The sequence below is a fragment of the Brevibacillus fortis genome (assembly GCF_003013395.1).
GTDB lineage: Bacteria > Bacillota > Bacilli > Brevibacillales > Brevibacillaceae > Brevibacillus > Brevibacillus fortis.
This window is the reverse complement of sequence record NZ_PXZM01000013.1, coordinates 46,469-66,521: the sequence shown is the minus strand read 5'-3', so window position 1 is coordinate 66,521 and position 20,053 is coordinate 46,469. Positions and strand designations below refer to the sequence as shown.

Annotated in this window: 15 protein-coding genes; 8 read left to right on the top strand and 7 right to left on the bottom strand. The window is 47.0% G+C overall.

Annotation, left to right across the window (positions count from 1 at the left end):
* Positions 1–74: 74 nt before the first annotated feature.
* The 3 genes from C7R93_RS10070 to C7R93_RS10060 form a co-directional block, all read right to left on the bottom strand.
* Positions 75–4,934: a hypothetical protein gene (locus tag C7R93_RS10070; RefSeq protein WP_106838682.1), complete on the bottom strand. Its 4,860-nt coding sequence runs from the start codon at positions 4,932–4,934 to the stop codon at positions 75–77.
* Between the two features lie 162 nt (positions 4,935–5,096).
* The gene (locus C7R93_RS10065; RefSeq protein WP_106838681.1) at positions 5,097–6,299 is read right to left on the bottom strand and encodes a BMQ_0737 family morphogenetic spore coat protein; all 1,203 of its coding nucleotides are present in this window, start codon (positions 6,297–6,299) and stop codon (positions 5,097–5,099) included.
* A gap of 108 nt (positions 6,300–6,407) precedes the next feature.
* The gene (locus C7R93_RS10060) at positions 6,408–7,292 is read right to left on the bottom strand and encodes a glycosyltransferase family 2 protein (protein WP_106838680.1); all 885 of its coding nucleotides are present in this window, start codon (positions 7,290–7,292) and stop codon (positions 6,408–6,410) included.
* A gap of 137 nt (positions 7,293–7,429) precedes the next feature.
* Between C7R93_RS10060 and C7R93_RS10055 the strand changes: the two genes are divergently transcribed.
* Positions 7,430–8,800, top strand: a complete 1,371-nt coding sequence (locus C7R93_RS10055) for a hypothetical protein (RefSeq protein ID WP_106838679.1) — start codon at positions 7,430–7,432, stop codon at positions 8,798–8,800.
* Between the two features lie 55 nt (positions 8,801–8,855).
* Here C7R93_RS10055 and C7R93_RS10050 read toward each other — a convergent pair whose 3' ends face one another.
* Positions 8,856–9,941, bottom strand: coding sequence for a peptidoglycan-binding protein (locus tag C7R93_RS10050; RefSeq protein ID WP_244191496.1), 1,086 nt, complete (start codon positions 9,939–9,941; stop codon positions 8,856–8,858).
* 107 nt (positions 9,942–10,048) lie between these two features.
* Between C7R93_RS10050 and C7R93_RS10045 the strand changes: the two genes are divergently transcribed.
* Positions 10,049–10,396 (top strand): DUF1360 domain-containing protein, encoded by a 348-nt coding sequence (locus tag C7R93_RS10045; protein WP_106838677.1) that lies wholly within the window; start codon positions 10,049–10,051, stop codon positions 10,394–10,396.
* Positions 10,397–10,404: 8 nt separating this feature from the next.
* On the opposite strand, the gene C7R93_RS10040 is transcribed toward C7R93_RS10045, so the two are convergent.
* Together C7R93_RS10040 and C7R93_RS10035 are read right to left on the bottom strand one after the other, a co-directional pair.
* A complete protein-coding gene (locus C7R93_RS10040; RefSeq protein ID WP_106838676.1) occupies positions 10,405–11,592 on the bottom strand; it encodes a glycosyltransferase family 2 protein in 1,188 nt (395 codons plus the stop codon).
* A 123-nt stretch (positions 11,593–11,715) separates the two neighbouring features.
* Entirely contained in the window at positions 11,716–12,564 is an 849-nt protein-coding gene (locus C7R93_RS10035; protein WP_106838675.1) for a DUF1698 domain-containing protein, read from the bottom strand.
* Between the two features lie 207 nt (positions 12,565–12,771).
* Between C7R93_RS10035 and C7R93_RS10030 the strand changes: the two genes are divergently transcribed.
* From C7R93_RS10030 to C7R93_RS10005, 6 genes are all read left to right on the top strand, one after another.
* Positions 12,772–13,617, top strand: coding sequence for a hypothetical protein (locus tag C7R93_RS10030; protein ID WP_106838674.1), 846 nt, complete (start codon positions 12,772–12,774; stop codon positions 13,615–13,617).
* Positions 13,618–13,729: 112 nt separating this feature from the next.
* The gene (locus C7R93_RS10025) at positions 13,730–15,133 is read left to right on the top strand and encodes a sugar phosphate nucleotidyltransferase (protein ID WP_106838673.1); all 1,404 of its coding nucleotides are present in this window, start codon (positions 13,730–13,732) and stop codon (positions 15,131–15,133) included.
* Positions 15,126–16,217 carry a CDP-glucose 4,6-dehydratase gene (rfbG, locus tag C7R93_RS10020; RefSeq protein ID WP_106838672.1) on the top strand — a complete coding sequence of 364 codons (1,092 nt, stop codon included), beginning with the start codon at positions 15,126–15,128 and terminating at the stop codon, positions 16,215–16,217. Before C7R93_RS10025 ends, rfbG begins: the two co-directional genes overlap by 8 nt.
* A 23-nt stretch (positions 16,218–16,240) precedes the next feature.
* Positions 16,241–17,020, top strand: coding sequence for a glucose-1-phosphate cytidylyltransferase (rfbF, locus tag C7R93_RS10015; RefSeq protein ID WP_106838671.1), 780 nt, complete (start codon positions 16,241–16,243; stop codon positions 17,018–17,020).
* A 14-nt stretch (positions 17,021–17,034) separates the two neighbouring features.
* Complete coding sequence (locus tag C7R93_RS10010; protein WP_106838670.1) at positions 17,035–17,628, top strand: FkbM family methyltransferase; 594 nt, start codon at positions 17,035–17,037, stop codon at positions 17,626–17,628.
* 36 nt (positions 17,629–17,664) lie between these two features.
* The gene (locus C7R93_RS10005; protein WP_106838669.1) at positions 17,665–18,552 is read left to right on the top strand and encodes an NAD-dependent epimerase/dehydratase family protein; all 888 of its coding nucleotides are present in this window, start codon (positions 17,665–17,667) and stop codon (positions 18,550–18,552) included.
* 52 nt (positions 18,553–18,604) lie between these two features.
* Here the strand turns inward: C7R93_RS10005 and C7R93_RS10000 are convergent, their stop codons facing one another.
* Entirely contained in the window at positions 18,605–20,044 is a 1,440-nt protein-coding gene (locus C7R93_RS10000; RefSeq protein ID WP_106838668.1) for an FkbM family methyltransferase, read from the bottom strand.
* Positions 20,045–20,053 lie beyond the last annotated feature (9 nt).

The window sequence follows — 20,053 nt, the reverse complement described above, 5'->3', positions numbered from 1 at the left end:
TCCCTTTCTGGACTGTATTATGTTGTATTCAGGATAGATTCACATGGTAACGGCGCTCGCACATTTTCACTTTTTCATCGAAACGGGTTGAAGGCGTTGGCATTTGGGGGATAGGGCATCTGCATTTTTACTGGTGTGGAAGATAATTGCTGACTGGAGGGATCGGAGCTAGGCATGAAGTGGGTGTTTGGTTGGAATTGGGAGCTTTGCTGGAATTGGGTGTTTGGCTGGAATTGGGGATTTTGCTGGAGTTGACTGAAGGCTTTGGTCGTTCGCGCTTCTTTTTGCGTGAATTCTTTAATGATTTGTTTGTATTTTACTTCGTTGTTCTGGAGTTCTTTCACCATGTTTTTGAGTCCGGTTATCGTCTTCTTCAACACTTGTTCCTGTGTTGTAAACTCCTCAATGGCTTTTTCTTTTTCCGTTAACAAGGAGTCATATTTTTGGGTTGTTTTCTCCAGGGCTTCGTTCCATTTATTTTTTTGAAGAGAGAGGTTCGCGAGCTTTTCGTCGGTATCCTTCACTTGTTGCTGAAAAGCTTTATTACGATCCTGTTCCTTTGCTACTTGCTGCTGTGTTTCTTTTAACTCCGACTGGAGACTCTTAACGGTGTTTTGTGTTCGTTGTATTTCTTCGTCGCGTTTTTGTAGGCTTTGCTGCAATTCTTGTTCATGAAGTGAATGAGATTCGGCCAGCTTTTTATAGTCAGCGATGAGTTGATTTTTCGTTAACCGTACTGCTTCCAGCTCAAGGAGAGCTTCTGTTAATTGTTGAGAAATCTCTTCGTGCTTTGCTGTCCAGCTTTGTTCGAGATCTATTGCTTTTTGCAACATCTCATGGCGAGTGACTTCTAGCTCTTGCTCTTTTGTGCGTACATCCTGTTTATGCGCTTCGAGTTCTTGCTCTCGGGTGTAAATATCTTGATTTTGGACTTGTAGCTCCTGCTCCCGGGCTTGCAAATCTTGGCTCTGAACTTGGATTTCTTGCTCCTGAGAGAGTAGTGCCAGTTCCAATGTGTTTAGCTCTTGCTCCCGAGTAAGCAGCTCCTGTTCACGAGTGTGTAGGATATGCTCTTGAGTCTGCAGCTCCTGTTCTTGGTTTTGCAGCTCTTGATCTCGCGCGTTCAGCTCTTGCTTCATTGTGAGTAACTCTTGCTCGTGGGAGTGGATTTCCTGCTCATAAGAGAGAAGCTCCTGCCCGCGTACCTGCAGCGCTTGTTCTCGGGATTGAAGGCCTTGTTCTTGAACTTGCAGTTCCTGGCTATGAGTCAGAAGTGCTTGCTCTTGAGAGAGGTTGGCTTGCTCCCACTCTCTAAGCTCCTGTTCCTGGGTCTTGAACTCTTGTTCTTGAACCTGCAATGCCTGCGAGTGAGCCTGTAGCTCTTTTCCTTGCGCCTGCAGATCTTGTTCATAATCGTTAAGTTCTTCTTCCCGTGCTTGCAGTTCTCGTGTCTGCGAGAGAAGATCTTGATCTCGCGCCTGTAGCCCTTGCTCGAAAGTGAGCAGCTCGTGTTCTTTCGTATGGAGGTTATGATTCTGTGAGAGAAGGTCTTGCCCTCGCGCTTGCAGCTCTTGCTCGAGAGTGTAAAGGTCCTGCTCTCGCGCTTGAAGGTATTGCGTCTGAGTGAGAAGGTCTTGCCCTCGAGTTTTAAGCTCTTGTTCGAGGGTTGTTAGCTCTTGCTCTTTTGTCTGCAGGTTTTGAGTTAGGGATTGAAGGTCTTGCCCTTGCGTTTGAAGTTCTTGCTCGAGAGCGTAAAGGTCCTGTTCCCGTGCATGGAGGTCTTGCGTGTGAGAATGGAGTTCTAGCTCTTTGGAAGAGAGCTGTTGTTCTTTTGTCTGCAGGTCTTGAGCTAGTGATTGAAGGTCTTGCTCTTGTGTCTGAAGTTCTTGCTCTTGCGTTTGCAGTTCTTGCTCAAGAGTGAGAAGGTCCTGCTCCCGTGTATGGAGGTCTTTCGTCTGAGAATGCAGCTCTAGCTCTTTGGAGGTGAGCTGTTGTTCTTTTGTCTGCAGGTTTTGAGCTAGGGATTGAAGGTCTTGCTCTTGTGTCTGAAGTTCTTGCTCTTGCGTTTGCAGTTCTTGCTCAAGAGTGAGAAGGTCCTGCTCCCGTGCATGGAGGTCTTGCGTGTGAGAATGCAGCTCTAGCTCTTTGGAAGAGAGCTGTTGTTCTTTTGTCTGCAGGTCTTGAGCTAGGGATTGAAGGTCATGCCCTTGTGTCTGCAGTTCTTGCTCGAGATCGAGAAGGTCCTGCTCCCGTACATGGAGGTCTTGCGTCTGAGAATGCAGCTCTAACTCTTTGGACGAGAGCTGTTGTTCTTTCGTCTGCAGGTTTTGAGCTAGTGATTGAAGGTCTTGCCCTTGTGTTTTAAGTTCTTGCTCGAGATCGAGAAGGTCCTGCTCCCGCGTTTTGAGGTCTTGCGTCTGAGCTTGCAGCTCTAGCTCTTTGGACGAGAGCAGTTGTTCTTTCGTCTGCAGGTTTTGAGCTAGGGATTGAAGGTCTTGCCCTTGTGTTTTAAGTTCTTGCTCGAGAGCGTGAAGGTCCTGTTCCCGTGCATGGAGTTCTTGTGTCTGAGAATGCAGATCTAGCTCTTTGGAAGAGAGCTGTTGTTCCTTCGTCTGTAGGTTCTGCTCTAGAGACTGAAGGTCTTGCTCTTGTGTCTGCAGCTCTTGTTCGAGACCGTGAAGGTCCTGTTCCTGTGCATGGAGTTCTTGCGTCTGAGCTTGCAGCTCTAGCTCTTTGGAAGAGAGCAGTTGTTCTTTCGTCTGTAGGTTCTGCGCTAGGGATTGAAGGTCTTGCTCGTGCGTTTGCAGTTCTTGCTCAAGAGTGAGAAGGTCCTGCTCCCGCGCATTGAGATCTTCCGTCTGAGCCTGCAGCTCTAGCTCATTGGACGAGAGCAGTTGTTCTTTCGTCTGCAGGTTATGCACTAGATACTGAAGGTCTTGCTCTTGTGTCTGCAGCTCTTGCTCGAGACCGTGAAGTTCCAGTTCCCGTGCATGGAGGTCTTGTGTCTGAGCCTGCAGCTCTAGCTCTTTGGACGATAGCTGTTGTTCTTTCGTCTGTAGGTTCTGCGCTAGGGAATGAAGGTCTTGCTCTTGCGTTTGCAGTTCTTGCTCAAGAGTGAGAAGGTCCTGCTCCCGCGCATTGAGATCTTCCGTCTGAGCCTGCAGCTCTAGCTCATTGGACGAGAGCTGTTGTTCTTTCGTCTGCAGGTTCTGCGCTTGGGATTTCAGCTCTTGCCCTTGTGACTGCAACTCTTGCTCAAGAGCGAGTAGATCCTGCTTCCGTACATGGAGGTCTTGCGCCTGAGAATGCAGCTCTAGTCCTTGCGCTTGTAACGCTTGTTCAAGAGCGAGAAGGTCCTGCTCCTGAGCTTGAAGGTCTTTTGTCTGAGAATGTAGTTCCAGCTCCTTAGCCTGGAGCTTTTGATCGAAAACAAGCAGCTGTTGTTCTTTCGTCTGCAGGTTATGTTTTAGGGAATGCAGTTCTTGGCCTTGCTCCTGTAGCTCTTGCTCAAGACCGAGAAGCTCCTGCTGCCGTGCTTGAAGATCTTGTGTCTGAGAATGCATTTCCAGCCCCTGCGTCTGGAGTTCTTGCTTGAGAGTGAGCAGCTCTTGTTCTTTCGTCTGCAGGTTATGCGCTTGAGAATGCAGATCTAACCATTGCGTCTGCAGCTCTTGTTCAAGACCGAGAAGGTTCTGCTCCCGTTTTTGTAGGTGTTGCGTCTGAGCCTGCAGCTCTAGCTCCTTTGTCTGGAGGTCTTGTTCAAGAGAGAGTAGATCCTGCTCTTTTGTTTGCAGGCTATGCACTTGGGATTGCAGTTCCTGTCCTTGCCCATGAAGGTCTTGCTCAATACCCTGAAGTTCCTGCTCCCGTGCTTGAAGGTGTTGCGTCTGAGTCTGCAGTTCTAGCCCCTGCGTCTGGATGTCTTGTTCGAGAGAGAGTAGATCCTGTTCTTTCGTCCGTAGGCTGCACGCTAGGGAATGCAGTTCTTGGCTTTGCCCCTGCAACTCTTGCTCCATACCCTGAAGTTCCTGCTCCTGCGTCTGGAGACTATGCTCAAATGCGTAGAGGTTTTGCTCCCGCACCTGTAGTTCTTCCTCCCGCACTTGTAGTTCTTGCTCCCGCTGATTCCATTTTGCGCTTGCTTCTGAAAACTGCTGTAGGTCAGAGAGTGTCTGCTCTTCTCGTGCCCGTGCGTCATCCAATTGCTGATTCAAAGATTCAATTTTGAATAGTTGCTCCTGTTGACTCATCTGCGCACACTCAAACTCTTTATTCACATTATCCAAAGCTTTTTTCCACGTAAGCTGTTGCTGCTCCAGATGTGCGATCTTGTCTAAATGCTGCTGGCGTTCATGTAGGAGCTCCTCGATTTGACTTTGCTGCTGCTGATCTTGCTCGTGTAACGTTGTTTGCCATTGTGCCTCTTTTTGTTCGTAGCTCTGTACTCGACGTTGGAGTAATTCAATGTGCTCGCGTAAGTGTGATTCCTGCGCTTGATGTTTGGACATGATTTCTTCCAACCGTGGACCTTTTCGTTGCTCTCTGATCTCGGTTTGCAAGCTGTCGATTGAATTTTTTAGTTTTGCCTCTGTTTCCTGATGGTCGGTTATGGCATTTTCGCGCTGTTTCAGGAGATGCTCGCAGTAGTCGAGCTTGCCCTTCATTTTTTGTAGCATGTCTTGTGAATCGTTCAAGCGCTGCTTCCATTCTGTCCCTTTGCTGTCCAAATCGTGGAGGGTCTGATTCAAGTGTTCAAGGTGCTCTCTGTATGCTTCGTTTTTTTGGGACGTTTCCTCTATCTGCTTTTGTAGGTGCCACACTTCTTGCATGAGTTGGTTTGCTTTCTCTTCGTAGTAGTGTGCTTGTTTTTTTAGCAGGAGGAGCTTCTCGTTTTCTTTCGACTTGTTCGCATTGGAGATTCTCCTTTTGTACACAGTGTTGTCCTCCTTTTTCCGTCTGGCATTCCCATATAGACATATGTACGGGTTGGGAATTGGTGCCTGTATTGTCGTGACTGATTATCTATAGAAAAACGATAGAAAAAACGGGAGAAGTGTTGGTCTTCTCCCGCCTGATTGGAAACGAATATTTTTTTATTACGGAGAGGTAATGACAATATCCCCGAACGTGATGCAATCAGCAACCAGCAATTGTTCGTCTGGAACGACTGTGATTGTGGCGCTGAAGACGAGGACACCATTAACGTCGGTGAGTGTCAGAATGATTACGTCTGGCAGGCCGAGTCCAGTTTCGGCGAGTGTCAGAGAGTAAGTCATCGTTTCTTGTGCACCTGTTGCTGTGAATGTCCGTACACCAGTACCTGTTACGATCAGACCTGTCACGATTGGCAGGATAGGCAGTACGGTAATGCATGTCGGAGAGCTGATGGTCGTTGGCGAGAAGCTGAAGCTTTGATCGCCAAGGACATCAGGCAGGAGAGCATCAAAGAAGTTAAAGGTAAACGAGCTGCTGGATGGATCGCAACTTGGGCAGATATCTGCGAGGAGCTGGATAGTACCGACGGCAATGGTGAGTGGGATACCAATGGAGATAGAGATGTTTGGTATCAATGCGTTGACGGACGCCTGGCAATCGCAGTTGCGTACTGGGAAGATTGGTGGGCATTGTGGCGGGAATGTGATCGGCGGGCAACGGAAAGATGGCGTTGGCGATGGAATTGGAATATTGTTTGGACGCGGAGCGCAGAATTTTGCCAATACTTCCAGCTTCACTTCTGCTTCTACCTGGATTTCTACGCAGACAATGACGTCGAGTTGAACCATGCCACCGAGGAGAACGGTACCAGTCGGTGAGCACTCGAAAGCACTGATTCGGCACAGGATATTGTCCTCATCGAGTGGTTCAGGCAGGCAGAGAACAACTTCCTGATCGAATTGCACTGTTGTTGTGAATTCGCAGAGAGGTGTTCCATCTGCGAAAACGCGAACGAGCACAGTGGCTCCGAACACGAAGCGAACGACCCCGACCCGAACAGTGGTCCCGTTGACTGTAATGTTCTCGCGGCGAATACTGACGACTTTGCAAGTAGGACCTGGAGCAACAGGTTCAACGCAGGAGATCGTGATATCTTGCCCTGCACGAATGGCAGCGTCTACCAGAGCTTGACAATCGTCGGGAAGGGCAATCTTGTTTCGGTAGCTGTTCGCTAATACTACCCAGTCATACACCTTGTTGACGCGAATGCACTCTTCCTGCAGGTTGTTCGGTATAGGAGGAGTTGCTGTAGGCGTCGGTGTAGGGAGCTGGCGACCCATAATGGGCTTCACGTGATGTTTCACCGTAAGAATCCTTCCTTTCCTAGGGAGTTTGCTTTGCAGTTACATACTATGTGGGCAACGGGAGTTTGGCATGTTGAGCATGCGCCTATTTTTTAGGTCACTATCTTATCAGAACGGAATTTGAAATTTTTGAAAGTACCAATTGTCGTCGAATTTTCTTTGGGCATTGTATCGAACTCGCTGAGCGGCAGCCCCGCACGTAAGCACATCATCCGCAATTTCACTCGCATTTGCGTAGAGCACAAGTTTTTTCGCTGCCTCAATCCGCTGTTCGTTAAAATGGCTGTACGCCATTCGAAGCATATTGTAATAAATGTGCTCATGTGCAACTGTGTAAGGGTGAGCTTGCCTAAATAAATGCAAAATTTTTACGGATGGCTGGATCATACACGTATATCCAAACAGCCACATTTTGATGGAAAACTCGATATCTTCAAAACCCCATATGCGAAAACCGCGATCAAAACCCCCGACCTTCATAAAAGCCTCTCTGGTGACCAGGAAGCATCCCCCTGGCAATATCGCAACTGGTGCCGGGCCTGATGGCTTTGGATACCAGGTAATCTCGAGCTTTTGATTCAGATTTTGCCCATATCCAATTTTATGTGGCTCCGTCATGGAAGCAATTCCGGGAGCAACGCCATCTGCTTTTTTTGTAAGAATGAGCTCCATCATGCGATCGATCCAAAAGTTTTCAAAAGACAGATGCGCATCGCAAAAAATGAAGTAGTTGCCGCGGGCATGATTCACGCCCAGGTTTCGTGCTGCTGCTGCACCAATGCCTTCTGTAGTGATTAATTTTATTTTTTCATTTTGTCCTTGGCCTTGTAAAAAATGACAACCGTTATCAGTTGAGGCATCATCGACTACAATCACTTCATACGGATACGTGGTTCTTGTATTCAAAAGGGAAGTGATGGTAGAACGCACATTGTCCCCCTCATTTTTTACAGGAATGATAATGGAGATCAGGGGCATTTGTGAGGTGGGCATATGACCACTCCTTTCTGTAGCCATCGTATGCGCAAAGCGCTTCTTCGGAACAGTCATCGCCAAAAATGTTCACTTTGGACACTGGGCATTCATACAATATCGCGGACTGAAGGAAAGTGTCGTGAGGAGAGATGGGAATGGATGTTGAGGTCTATTACAGTGGTCAACGTGGCGGGACCATGCCGTACGCGGCACTGCCAGCGTTTCGTTTGTTTTGCAAGCAAAATGGCTTTCAATTGAACTGGGATTCGACGAATAAAAGAGTTGACCTGGATTCGGGCTTGAAAGGAAAAGTTTGCGTTCTTTTTACGGGAATATCTTCAGGAGCGACCGCATACGAGTGGGAGGTATTGGGGAACGTTCAAAAATTTCTCTCTGATAGCGGTATGGAGGTTGTCTTAAGCCAAAACAATTCAGCTCTGGCTAAAAATACGGATGTCGCCATACGTTTCAGTTTGAAGGAAATGCGAACCCTCGAAAAACCGAGATTGATTTTCTTTCAGTCGGAGGATGAAAAGCGGCAAGATTTGGTGAAGTGTTTGCGGACAGAAATGCAGCAGTCAGGAATCCCGTGTCACTATAAAGTACTCAAAAACCAAAAGCAACCATCGATTGTTCACATTCAGTTGCAGTTGCCGCTTTATACGGATGTGAACAATCGTAAGGTCTATGCGGAAAAAATTGCCCTCCACTTAGCGTCAGGGGTTTTAGAGTATTTCCAAAATGGATTACACATTCAACCAATGGCGTTTTTACCCCCCAACATTTTAAAGCTGTTTTATTCCACTATGCTACTTACCTCAGACAAGGAGAGCAAGCAGGTGGCAGACGAAAAGCCATTGGCAGAGGAACAAAGCACGATTCAGGAAAGTGACCAGCCGACTAATGAGGCAAGTGACTCAAACAGTGAATTAAGCAGTGAAGCAAACAGTGAAGCAGACAGTGAACGGGAAGAGCTGTTGATCTTGGCAGAAGAAGAACTGCTGGAACAAGTAGTGACCATTCATCCGGTGGAAGAAGTGCCTGAACACGTTGATTTGCGTACATCGGCAGAAGTGTATTTTGATTACACGTTGATTCACTCCGAATCAATTGAGAAGCCGTACCTGTTAATTGGTACACTTCAGGTGAAAAATACGGGGAACGTTGAACTGAACAATCCAATCGTTTGCCTGCGCGTCTCGCCTGTCGATTCGATCAAAATGGGAGGGCAGGTATTGCCGCCGAAGCTCGTAGAGACGATGGCCGTGCAAGGTACATCGGGCTTAAAAGGATGGAAATACCTAGAAGACGATTGGTTTGCCCAAGCGATGGAGAGAGGGGAATACTGGATAGCGCCGATCCAGCCTGTATCCATTCCCCCGGAATCGACGGAAGCGTTCCAAAACTTCCAGATTTCTTTTATGAAACAAGAAGCGGGGAAGGGGATAGTCGTTGAGGGTGTCGTGCTGTGCAACGATCAGACGGTACACTTTTCAGCCAATAACCGGATCGCTGTGTCTTTTTAATATGGAAGAAAAGCCACCATTTCAGCAGAAATGATGGCTTTTCCGTTCCGCGCTTCTATTTTTTTAAGAACATTTGTACGAACGTTTTTCCGTGCGGACCGCCATTTACGACAGCAATGGCTACATAGTCGTAAGTTGGACTCATGATATTGGCTTTATGCCCGGAAGAATTCATGAACATTTGATGGGCGCTGCTTACAGAATAGTTTTGGGCAATGTTTTCAGCAGCAGCCAAATAGCGAATCCCAAAAGTATCCATCATTTGAAACGGTGAGCCGTAAGTGGGAGACGTGTGGCTAAAGTAACCTTTGTTGACCATCTCTTGGGCTTTCACACGTGCAACTTTCACCAATTGCATGTCCACTTGATAAGGTGCGAGCCCACGGCTGGTGCGCTCTTGATTCACGAGTTGAACCATTTCTTTTTCCTCAGCAGTCAATTCAGCGGGAAGCGGAACTTGCGTGCCAGTACCAGGTTTTTGTGGTTGCTCAGGCTTACCCGGTGTTATGGGAGGCGTTGGATTTGTTGGGACGGTTGGCTTCGGATCTGGTTTGGGCTGTACGGGATTGTTTTTGTATTGAGTTTGAATCGCCGTATAGGTTTTGGCGTCTGCTTCACCAGTCAACGGTTGTTTATTGCGCGACTGGAACAGCATGACGGCAAAGCGCGTAGATTCATCGTATTGTCCCGATGCGGTTACTTTGTATCCGAGGCCAGCGAGCATCGTTTGCAATTCCTTCACGCGTTCACCGCTAGCACCCAATTTCAACGTAACGGAATCATTGGACTCATTTGGCTCAGAGGGCTTGGAAGGTGTAACTGGTGGTGTAGTCGGTTTCTGATTGAGTGCTTTGTACGCGCTCTTCAGTTTATCGTAAGTAGCTTTGTTTACAATGCCTGTTTGCTTGAGCTTGTATTTTTTTTGGAACGCTTTGACGTTATAAGCTGTGTTGCTGTTGTAGATCTTGTCCACTACCAGCTTGTAGTCGTAATTGAGCGCATCGAGCATCTTTTCCACTTCAAGTACGCGCGTGTTTTTCATCCCTATTTTCAAAGAGGTAAAGGTTGTTTTCGCAAATGCAGGTTGTCCGATCATGGTAACGAGGACGGACAGGGAAAGGATAGTTGCAATCTTCTTCATGTTGCGATTCATCTCATCACGCCTTTCTCTGATTTGTCGCACCACAATGGTACTAAATGTGGAACAAATGAGAAAAGCACAAAATATTGGAAAGAGGTGGAGGTGGAATGTTTGACCTCTCTTGGATCGACCTGATCATCCTCGTGCTAGCAAGCTTTCGTCTCACGCATTTGATTGTTTTTGATGAGATCACGTCTTTTCTGCGAAACCCATTTTACCAGGTAGTATATGTACCCGATGAGTCGGGCCAAATGGTTCGGGACTTTCATTTTAAAGGCGGGAAGGTGCGCCGATGGATAGGGAGATTGTTGAGCTGCCATTGGTGCATGGGAGTTTGGGTGGGCGCTTTGATCGTTGGGTTGTATATGTATGTGCCAGCCGCCTATCCTTTGTTGCTCCTGCTTGCCATAGCCGGAGCGGCGGCTGTCATTGAGACGAAGCTATACTCGAATTAAGTAAGAGGTTAGCTCCTCGAAAAAGCTTTGTACACGATCACTTCGTCATAGGAAAGAGGGATAATCTCTTCTGCCATGTATCCCCCTGCAATTCTTTGTTGGACCTGAGGGGTGCTCGGTAAACCGACACTGGAAGAAGCGATGTCCACACGAAGCGTCGTGGCATTCGGATCGAGTGGAATTTCGAGGGCAAAGGTGGGTTTATCAACAGTAAAACTTTTTACATTTATGCCATTCACAAGCGCAGTCAAAACAAATGGCTTCGGCAATTTTACGGGGGAACCAGGGACTTTTCCCTTTACTAACAACATTTGCGCAGGTGCAGAAGGGTCCGATTCTACAATCGCGCGCAGTACAGGGGGCGCCCACAAGTCCATCCCCCGATTCATACTTGTGATTCGGGCTGTATTGGATGGGAAGGACTTATAGATCCGCAACAGGTCGAGTACCCCCATGCCTTTGTATTGTGGAACGTACGAAATCCAATGGCTGGGTATGGATGAATAATTTTTCGCAAGAGATCGTAAAACTTCTGGTACGCCGACGGAATGCCATTTGGTAGCTGATTTGCACGCCGTGTGGATTCGAGCATTTCCTAAATACTGGGGCAGATAACCGATGGGGTAAAATTTGGCAATGCGCATCCACAGGTCGTAATCCATGCAAAATTGCAATTTTTCATCAACGCCCCCCATGTGCCTGAAGACGTGGGCTCTGATGAAAGCGGATGGCTGGCAAATCACGCAGCTCTGATACAACTTCTTGGAATCAGCCTGTTCTGACGGATAGCTGGTGGATACTTGACCATACTCATTGATCACATAGCAATTGCCATGAAGCATTCCCCAGGCCGGGTTACTCGCAAAAGCGTGAACAGCCTTCAAAATGGCGCCGGGTACATAGGTGTCGTCTGAATTCAGCCAGCCAATGATTTCCCCTCTTGCCAACGCCAACCCTTTGTTAAGCGCATGAGACTGTCCGCGATCCGGTTCACTAATAAAACGGAAGCGCGGATCTTTTTGTGCATATTCTTGCAAGATGGAGAGCGTATCGTCAGTCGAGCCTCCATCTACCACGATATGCTCAAGGTTTGCATAGTCCTGGGTCAATATGCTATTTATTGTCTCACGAATAAACCGGCCTTGGTTGTAAGAGGGGGTAATGATACTCACTAATGGTTGCTGTGAGTGGGACACGAGATTCACTCCCATCTTTCCATCATAAAAAATGCATGCACTACCATCAGACTATGAAAGAATGGAAAATCGGGTACACAAGCATCGTTGATCTTGTGCACCCGATTTCATTTTTACCGGATATTACAGGTAGTCCGGAACGATCCCTGGATTGCGGAATATACGGAGCAATTCCGCGTGACAGTTATGGTCGATCGCGCTGCCAGGAATGGCTTTTGCCACGAGGCTGATACGACCGGCGTCGTAATTGTTTGCTCTGCCGGAGTGGATGGTCCGAACCGATTCAGGAATGACTTCAAACAGTGTGCCCTTCAGCATTTCTTCAATGCAAAGTACGGACGGCAACCACCAAGTGGTATCGTCCTTGTAAATCCGGTTCATTTGTCCAGGAGCTCCGTTGTAGACCATGATCGATTGGTTCGTATCCAAAATACAGGCAGTTTCCAACAAGAGATGCCCACCTGGTTTAATCACGCTTCGGCATTGCGACAATGTCCACATTGGATCGCGCAGATGATAGAGCAGACCAAGATGCTGGACGACATCAAATTGATTGTGCCGAATTTGCTGAGGGAACAGCAGTGGTTCTATAAAATCGTCCATCAGCAATACTTGCAGCCCTTCCCATAGTTTATAAGGGCTGGTATTGTACAACGGCAAAACTTTGCTTTGCAGGATGTTCTTGCAAAACTCAAAATTCAAATAGAGAGGCTGCATACAGTCCGTAGCCACGACAAGATTTGCCCCTCGTTGCTCCGCTTCAAAAGCCCACATCCCGTCAAAGCTAGCGAGATCTAGGACGCGTTTCCCCGAATACTGGATATATTCTCTGGATTGTCGGGTCATATTCCATACATTTTCCAGAAGCGTAATCCCGGGAGTGACAATACCGGGTCGCAGCGCGATTTTATGGTACCATCGCCGTTTGTTGATCTCATCGAGGATTTCTTGATCTGTCCAAAATCTTCCCATCGACATGTCCCCCTTCATTGGAGAGTGCTCGCCTTTTACGATATGTTCGGACAGTGCTGGGGGGAATGATATAAATGCATTAATTTCGTCCCAAGCAGGTGTAAAGTTGCTTGGTAACAAGCAGGTTTTCGGAAAAAAGGCATATGCCCGTTTCTCGTTGTCTGTCACATACATAAAGTATGGGGAGAAAAAGGAGGCGGAAAGAGTATGGCCTTACCCATTGTGATCATCCATCGCGGGGACGATGAATATCTCACATACAGCTTGCAGCAAGCGAAAAGAAGCAACCCCCATTCGCCCGTCTTTTTAATAGGGAATGGAGGAAACAGAAGGTATGCTACGAATGGCATCGTTCACGAGATGATAGATGATTACATGTATGCCGCTGTCGAAATGACAAGAGTCTATAAACATATTCATTTCATGCCCTATGAGTACAATCGGTTTTGTTTTCAAAGATGGTTTATTTTGTTGGCGTTTATGAAAAAGCATCAGATTCCGAAATGCTGTTATATCGATACAGATGTCATGCTGTTTACCGACGTGAACCATCCGCGCTTTGACAACTTTATGATGGAATTCGTATGGACCAATTTCGTAGATAGTCAAAATCTAGAACAATTTTGCGAGTTCATGACGTCTCAGTTTGCAAATCCGATTGCATTCGCCAAAGTCATCCATTACACGATGCGAAGAAAGGATCACGTAAGATTCAATCAGCCTTTAATTACAGATATGGTGCTGGCCTTGCTATTTCTTGAACAATTGAAGAATTACCAAATTACGAACGGCTTGTTTCATGATGGCTTTATTGACGGCAATATTCAGCAGTCTGCTTCGGTGGAGAATTTGTATGGGTTTAAGAAAATTTACTCGATCAATGGTGCCCTATGCTGCAAGGATAAGGCAACGAGTCTATATCTGCCGCTATTTTCTCTTCATTTTCAAGGATACACGAAGCACCATATGAAGTTTTTCACAGCTCCCTATCTCCCCCAAACAGGTTCTTACATTTTCGATTACATGTCCAATCGTTGGATTCGGTTTTTATAGGCTTCTATCATTCTCGTGTTATTCGACCATTTTCATTGGACCATAGAGCATCCACTACGACAAACGCATAAGATGGTGCATACAACACGATAAACGGATAGAGGTGGCCTGGGTGAAACTGATATTACTATCGGGTGGTTCAGGGAAAAGGCTGTGGCCGCTCTCCAATGATGTCAGGTCCAAACAGTTCTTGAAGCTGATACGCAATGCACATGACCAACCAGAGGCGATGGTTCAACGAGTATGGAGACAGCTGGCCTCGCGCAATTGGTCGGAGCCTGTTTATATTTCAACAGGCCGATCGCATGTTGATTTGCTCCAAAGCCAACTAGGTGAAGGCGTTCCCTTGATCGTGGAGCCGGAAAAAAGGGATACCTTCCCTGCCATTGCACTAGCGGTGACCTATCTCTACTCTGCTTTGACAATGGACCCGGATGAGGTCATAGCCATCATGCCTGTTGATCCATTTGTTGAGGATCGATTCATGGACAGGATCAAGGAGCTGGAGAACGTCATACTCAGATCAGGCGCGAATCTCGCATTAATCGGAGTAAAACCTACGTATCCATCTACGAAATACGGTTATATTGTTCCACATCCAGAATCAGAATCGGATCTGGGGAAAAGGTCTCATGCCTATCAAAAAGTAAAAAGCTTCAAAGAAAAGCCGTCACTTGAGCAAGCGCAGGATTTAGTAGAAAAGAAGGCCCTGTGGAATTGTGGAATTTTTGCTTTTCGATTGGGCTATCTGATTCGCGCATTGGAGCAAAAAGGATTGCCTACTGAATACAACCGCATGCTTGAGCAATATAGCCAAATGCCTGCCATCAGCTTTGACTATGAGATCGTAGAAAAGGCAGAGAAAGTAGTCGTTCTCCCGTATGACGGAGACTGGAAGGACCTGGGGACATGGAATACGCTCACGGAAGAAATGAGCGGGAATGCGATCGGTAAGGTGTTGCTTGATGTGAGTTGCACGAATACACATGTTATCAACGAATTGGACATACCTATCGTGTCCATCGGTCTATCGGATATGATCGTGGCAGCCAGTCCGGATGGCATCCTCGTTTCTTCCAAGGAACAAAGTCATATGGTCAAAAATTTGGCTTTGGATTGGACAAAGCGCCCAATGTATGAAGAGCGGCGCTGGGGATGGTATCAGGTTATGCATTTTCAAAAGAATGAAGACGACGTAGAGGTATTAACGAAAAGGATTCATATACACGCTGGGAAAAATTTGAGCTATCAGTACCATCACCACCGTAGCGAAGTTTGGATGATCGTAGAGGGCTGCGGTGAGTTCATTTTGGATGATCAGCTGCGCCAGGTTGGTCCAGGTGACGTATTGCAGATTCCGGTAGGGGCCAAACATGCAATCAAAGCAACGAATGAGCTGGAATTCATCGAAGTACAGATGGGAAGTCGGTTGGTGGAAGAAGATATCGTTCGACTCGGAATGACGTGGTCAGCGATTCTGGAGCAGATTGGGAAGCACGGTGATCACAATGATTGATCCAGCATTCTGGCGAGACAAAAAAGTGTTGATTACAGGTCATACGGGGTTCAAAGGGGCATGGCTATGCTTATGGCTGCATGGCTTAGGGGCGAAGGTGACAGGGTATGCGCTGTCGCCTCCGACAAATCCGAGTATTTTTGAGTGTGCCCAGATCAGCACATTGGTTGATTCGATCATCGATGATGTCAGGTCGAAGGAAAGTGTTCAAAAAGCCATCAACCAAGCAAACCCGGATATCATCATCCATATGGCTGCTCAGCCGCTGGTGCGTTTGTCGTATCAATATCCGGCGGAAACCTACGAAATCAATGTCATGGGTACGGTGAATGTACTCGAAGCGGCGAGAGTAGCTGTGCAAAATGGAATGAAAATTAAAGCAATCATCAATGTTACGACGGATAAGGTTTACGAAAATCGGGAGTGGGTGTGGGGGTACCGTGAGCAGGATGTGTTGGGCGGCTATGACCCGTACTCCAACAGCAAAGCATGTTCGGAGCAAGTGACTGCCTCCTATCGCAATGCTTTTTTTCACCCCGACCAGTATCACCAGCATGGTGTAGCGATTGCTTCAGCACGAGCAGGCAATGTGATAGGCGGCGGTGATTGGGCTCTTGATCGCCTGATACCGGATTGCCTGAGTGCCTTGATAAAGGGAGAGAAAATCATCATCCGAAATCCAAACGCGATTCGACCGTGGCAGCACGTCCTTGAGCCATTGAAAGGGTATTTGATGCTCGCTGAAAAAATGTGGCGGAATGGCAAGGATTACGCGCAGAGCTGGAATTTTGGTCCGAATGACGATGATGCCAAATCGGTAGAGTGGATCGTCCAGCAATTGTGTGAGCGATGGGGAGCTGGGGCCAGCTTTGAAACAGAACGAACCGATTCACAATGGCACGAAGCCCAGTATTTGAAGCTGGACTGTTCCAAAGCAAAAAGCGTAGTAGGCTGGATGCCCAAGTGGTCGCTCGAACAGACCTTGGACAGTATCATTTCTTGGCATAAGGCTTATGAGCAAAAGCAAGACGTAAGGGAGATCTGTTTGGACCAAATCACAGCGTATTCAGATAGGGCCAAGTGAACAACTAGGAAGGAGGGCAGCCAATGAAAGTCGTCATTCTAGCAGGAGGGTATGGCACGCGCATTGGAGAAGAAACGCATCTTCGTCCGAAGCCGCTCATTGAGATCGGTGATTGGCCCATCATTTGTCATATCATGTCCATTTATTCCAAGTATGGTTTCTATGATTTCATCATCTGTCTCGGGTACAAAGGCTATATGATCAAGGAGTACTTCGCGCACTATTTCCTTCACCATTCTGATGTGACGTTTGATTTTCGTAACGACAATCAGGTCACTTTCCACAACCACAATGCTGCTCCGTGGCGAGTCACATTGATTGATACGGGGAAAGACACAGGAACAGCTGGAAGAGTGAAGCGAATACAAAAATATGTGGGAGAAGAAACATTCATGCTGACGTATGGAGATGGCTTATCCGACATTGATATTGAAAAGCTGGTTCAATTTCATCGTGCGCATAAAAAACTCGCAACGATCACCACGACCCAACCGCCAGGCCGATTCGGAGCATTGGATATTACCAATGGGAATACCGTAACAGGATTCCAAGAGAAGCCAAAAGGGGATGGCGGGTGGATTAATGCTGGTTTTTTTGTCATGGAGCCGGGCGTATTTGACTATATTGCGGGTGATGAGACGGTATTGGAAAAAGAGCCGCTGGAGAGCTTGGCAAAGGAAAATCAACTGATGGCCTTCAAGCATACCGGTTTTTGGCATCCAATGGATACGCTTAGAGATAAAAACTACTTGGAAGAACTGTGGAAATCCGGAAAGGCAGCATGGGCAACCAGCCGAACATGAAGGAGGAAGCAGGAGTGGGCGAATTAAACGAAAACAGCGAAGAAGTTTTTTCTCCAATTGGATGCGGCGACATCACTATCGATTGTGGGGCAAATTACGGGGTCATTACGCAAAAAATGGCGGATAAAGGTGCCCTCGTCTTTGCGTTTGAACCGAATCCATACGTATTTGAGGAATTGAAAAAAAGGGTTGGCTCATACCCTAATGTCGTATGTATAAACAAAGCGGTTTGGCATAAAAACGACAAGCTGCGCTTGCATTTGCATGATCTTTACCATACTGATCCGGCAGGGGCTGCTTATGCTTCTTCTCTTTTGAACAATCATCCAGTAACGAATCCTAATAAGTATGTAGAGGTAGAGGTAATCGATTTGACCCAGTTCATCCAAAGGCTCAATCGTCCGATCAAATTAATCAAAATAGATATCGAGGGGGCAGAATTTGAACTGCTCGAAAAAATCGTAGAGCAAAATTTACACCTGCAAATAGAAAAAATCGTCGTAGAAAATCATGAATGGCTCATCGAAGACTTGAAAACGAAAGCCGATCACTTTCGGAGGGTCATGCAAGAAAAACAAATTCACAACATCGACTTGAACTGGATATAAAAAGAGAGCCAAGCAGGTGAAGGGGAGCGATCCCGAATGAAGATACTTGTGACCGGCGCGACAGGCTTTCTCGGAAGCCAGCTCGTAAAAGCGCTGCGGCGGGACGGACATACCATCATCATTTTGAAAAGGAGCACCTCCGATTGCTCGCGTATCCAAGACATTTTACCTGATTTGATTCCGTATGATACGGATCGCGGGCAATGGGAAGCTCCTTTTTTCGAGCAGGGGAGAATCGATGCGATCATCCATACGGCAACCTGTTATGGACGAAACAACGAGAGCAATGCCGTGATGGTAGAGGCCAATGTGAGCTTTCCGCTGAAGCTACTGGATGTGGGCATGCGCTCTGGCACCCCTGTTTTTCTGAATACAGATACGTTTTCCAGTGCGCCCGTCCGATTATCCAGCCATCTACAACCATACAATTTGACGAAGCGTCAGTTTAGAGAATGGGGTAAATGTCTAGCAGAAACGACTTCCCTGCCATTCATCAACGTCAGGCTGGAGCATATGTATGGTCCCTATGACAGTGCGAATAAATTTGTCCCTTCTGTCATCAAAAGCTGTCTCGAAAATCAGCCTGAACTAAGGCTGACAGAAGGAAAGCAAACAAGGGACTTTATCTATGTGGATGATGTAGTTTCTGCCTTCCGCGTGCTGTTGGCGCATACTGCCCATCTACCTGCTGGATTTACTGAATACCAGGTGGGGACAGGTAGTGCTACCTCGATCCGAGCGTTTACAGAACTGGCTCATCAGATGACCCAATCAAGAACGGTCCTGAAGTTCGGATCGATTGCTTATAAAGACTTGGAAATCATGCATTCACAAGCAGATATTCGACTGCTGCAAGCACTAGGGTGGAATCCTCAAGTGAAGCTGGAGGATGGATTGAGAAAGGTAATGGCCGATTTCAAATAGCAACGAAACAAAAAACATGGCGAGCCTGCAGCCATGTTTTTATCGTGTGCGCTTAATCGAGGAAAGTCTTGTTTGTGCAGAACAGATCAGCGTGGAAAGGCTTCATTTCGTCTAATAAATGGTTGTAGTTCTTTACTTTCACCACTGTATTATCCCGCTTAAACATATACAGATGGGTAAACAATTTTTCCAGCAGTGTGTATAGCACGAGCGGATGTCGGCCGAAATTTTCCTTGATGCTTTCTGGATTGAATTCAATGATCACATCCGGGTCCCATTGCTTCAGTGTGCGCATAGCACTTTCCAAGACGACGACCTCTGAACCTTCCACATCGATTTTAATGAGATCGATGCGCGAGATCATATTCTGTTCTACCCAGTCGTCCAGCCTGACACATGATATAAATTGAGTGGATTTCGCCACGTCTTTTGGCTCATGCGGGATGTAAGACCATCCGCCTCCACGTGGGTCGTCAGTAAAATGAATGTGCCCGTTCCGGTCGGCAATTCCTAGCTGAAGTGGCTCGACATTGGTGATGTGATTCTCGGACAGGTTTCGCAGGAGATAAGGATAATTGGCATCCGAGGGCTCGAATGCGTAAACCTTTCCTTGGGGAACGAGATAGCTCAGGGCGAGTGATATCGCTCCGATGTTCGCACCGATGTCTAGGCAAACATGGTCAGGTTGTACGATTTTTTTCAGCGGAAGAATGACATAGTCTTCATAGTATCCTTTGTAGTAGTCCATAAAGAATAGGACGCTTTGATCAGAGTCATCCCCATAGACGGTAAAGGTTTTATTGTCAAAAGGCAGGTGAAAGTCAACTTTCTTCATCGAATTCGTTGCTCCTTCAAGTGGATTGTAGATCATGATGATGTCATTTCCTACGACGAATAAGAGATCAGGACGAATAGAGTGAACGAATTCTCGTAGCTCTTGGATAGTAGGATAATCCTTCAGCAATGGATTGGGGCCAATAAAGCAACGAGCATCATCAATCAAAATGACGTGATTTTGAACAGAATCCTGCAGGATGGCAGCAAGTTCCTGCAAGATGGGGGTGTCCAGGTCTCCTTTGGCTGCCTCAGTTGAGCGGGGAATGTAATGACCGTCCAGCCAAAACAGGCAAGGTGTTGTGACAGAGTGCATCAGGTTGGTTAATATTTTTCCACTGTCACCGTGGAGGATATGGATGTGGCTGTCACCAGAGAATTTCTCTTTTGCAGCGATAAACAAAGCTTCATCCAGCTCGATAGAAACGAGCAAGTCGAAATGGTTTTTCATCGCTTGCAGCATGTCGCCCCTAAATGTACCTGTCTCGATCAAGGTGCGTATGCCCATCGTTTTTGCTATATGCTTGATCTTCGACTTTTTCATATCGTTTGTCGGTGCTTCCAATAGCCAAAAATCCCAAGTCTCTTGTTCGGTTAACGGAAACGGGATTCGGCGATCCTTCCTCCACGTCTCCCGAATTTGTTGCATGCGTGACATACAAAGATG

Coding starts and splice junctions, on each gene's coding strand:
- C7R93_RS10060 (WP_106838680.1), bottom strand. CDS start 7,292: ATGCCCACCTCACAAATGCCCCTGATCTCCATTATCATTCCTGTAAAA.
- C7R93_RS10055 (WP_106838679.1), top strand. CDS start 7,430: ATGGATGTTGAGGTCTATTACAGTGGTCAACGTGGCGGGACCATGCCG.
- C7R93_RS10050 (WP_244191496.1), bottom strand. CDS start 9,941: ATGAAGAAGATTGCAACTATCCTTTCCCTGTCCGTCCTCGTTACCATG.
- C7R93_RS10045 (WP_106838677.1), top strand. CDS start 10,049: ATGTTTGACCTCTCTTGGATCGACCTGATCATCCTCGTGCTAGCAAGC.
- C7R93_RS10035 (WP_106838675.1), bottom strand. CDS start 12,564: ATGGGAAGATTTTGGACAGATCAAGAAATCCTCGATGAGATCAACAAA.
- C7R93_RS10030 (WP_106838674.1), top strand. CDS start 12,772: ATGGCCTTACCCATTGTGATCATCCATCGCGGGGACGATGAATATCTC.
- rfbG (WP_106838672.1), top strand. CDS start 15,126: ATGATTGATCCAGCATTCTGGCGAGACAAAAAAGTGTTGATTACAGGT.
- rfbF (WP_106838671.1), top strand. CDS start 16,241: ATGAAAGTCGTCATTCTAGCAGGAGGGTATGGCACGCGCATTGGAGAA.
- C7R93_RS10005 (WP_106838669.1), top strand. CDS start 17,665: ATGAAGATACTTGTGACCGGCGCGACAGGCTTTCTCGGAAGCCAGCTC.
- C7R93_RS10000 (WP_106838668.1), bottom strand. CDS start 20,044: ATGTCACGCATGCAACAAATTCGGGAGACGTGGAGGAAGGATCGCCGA.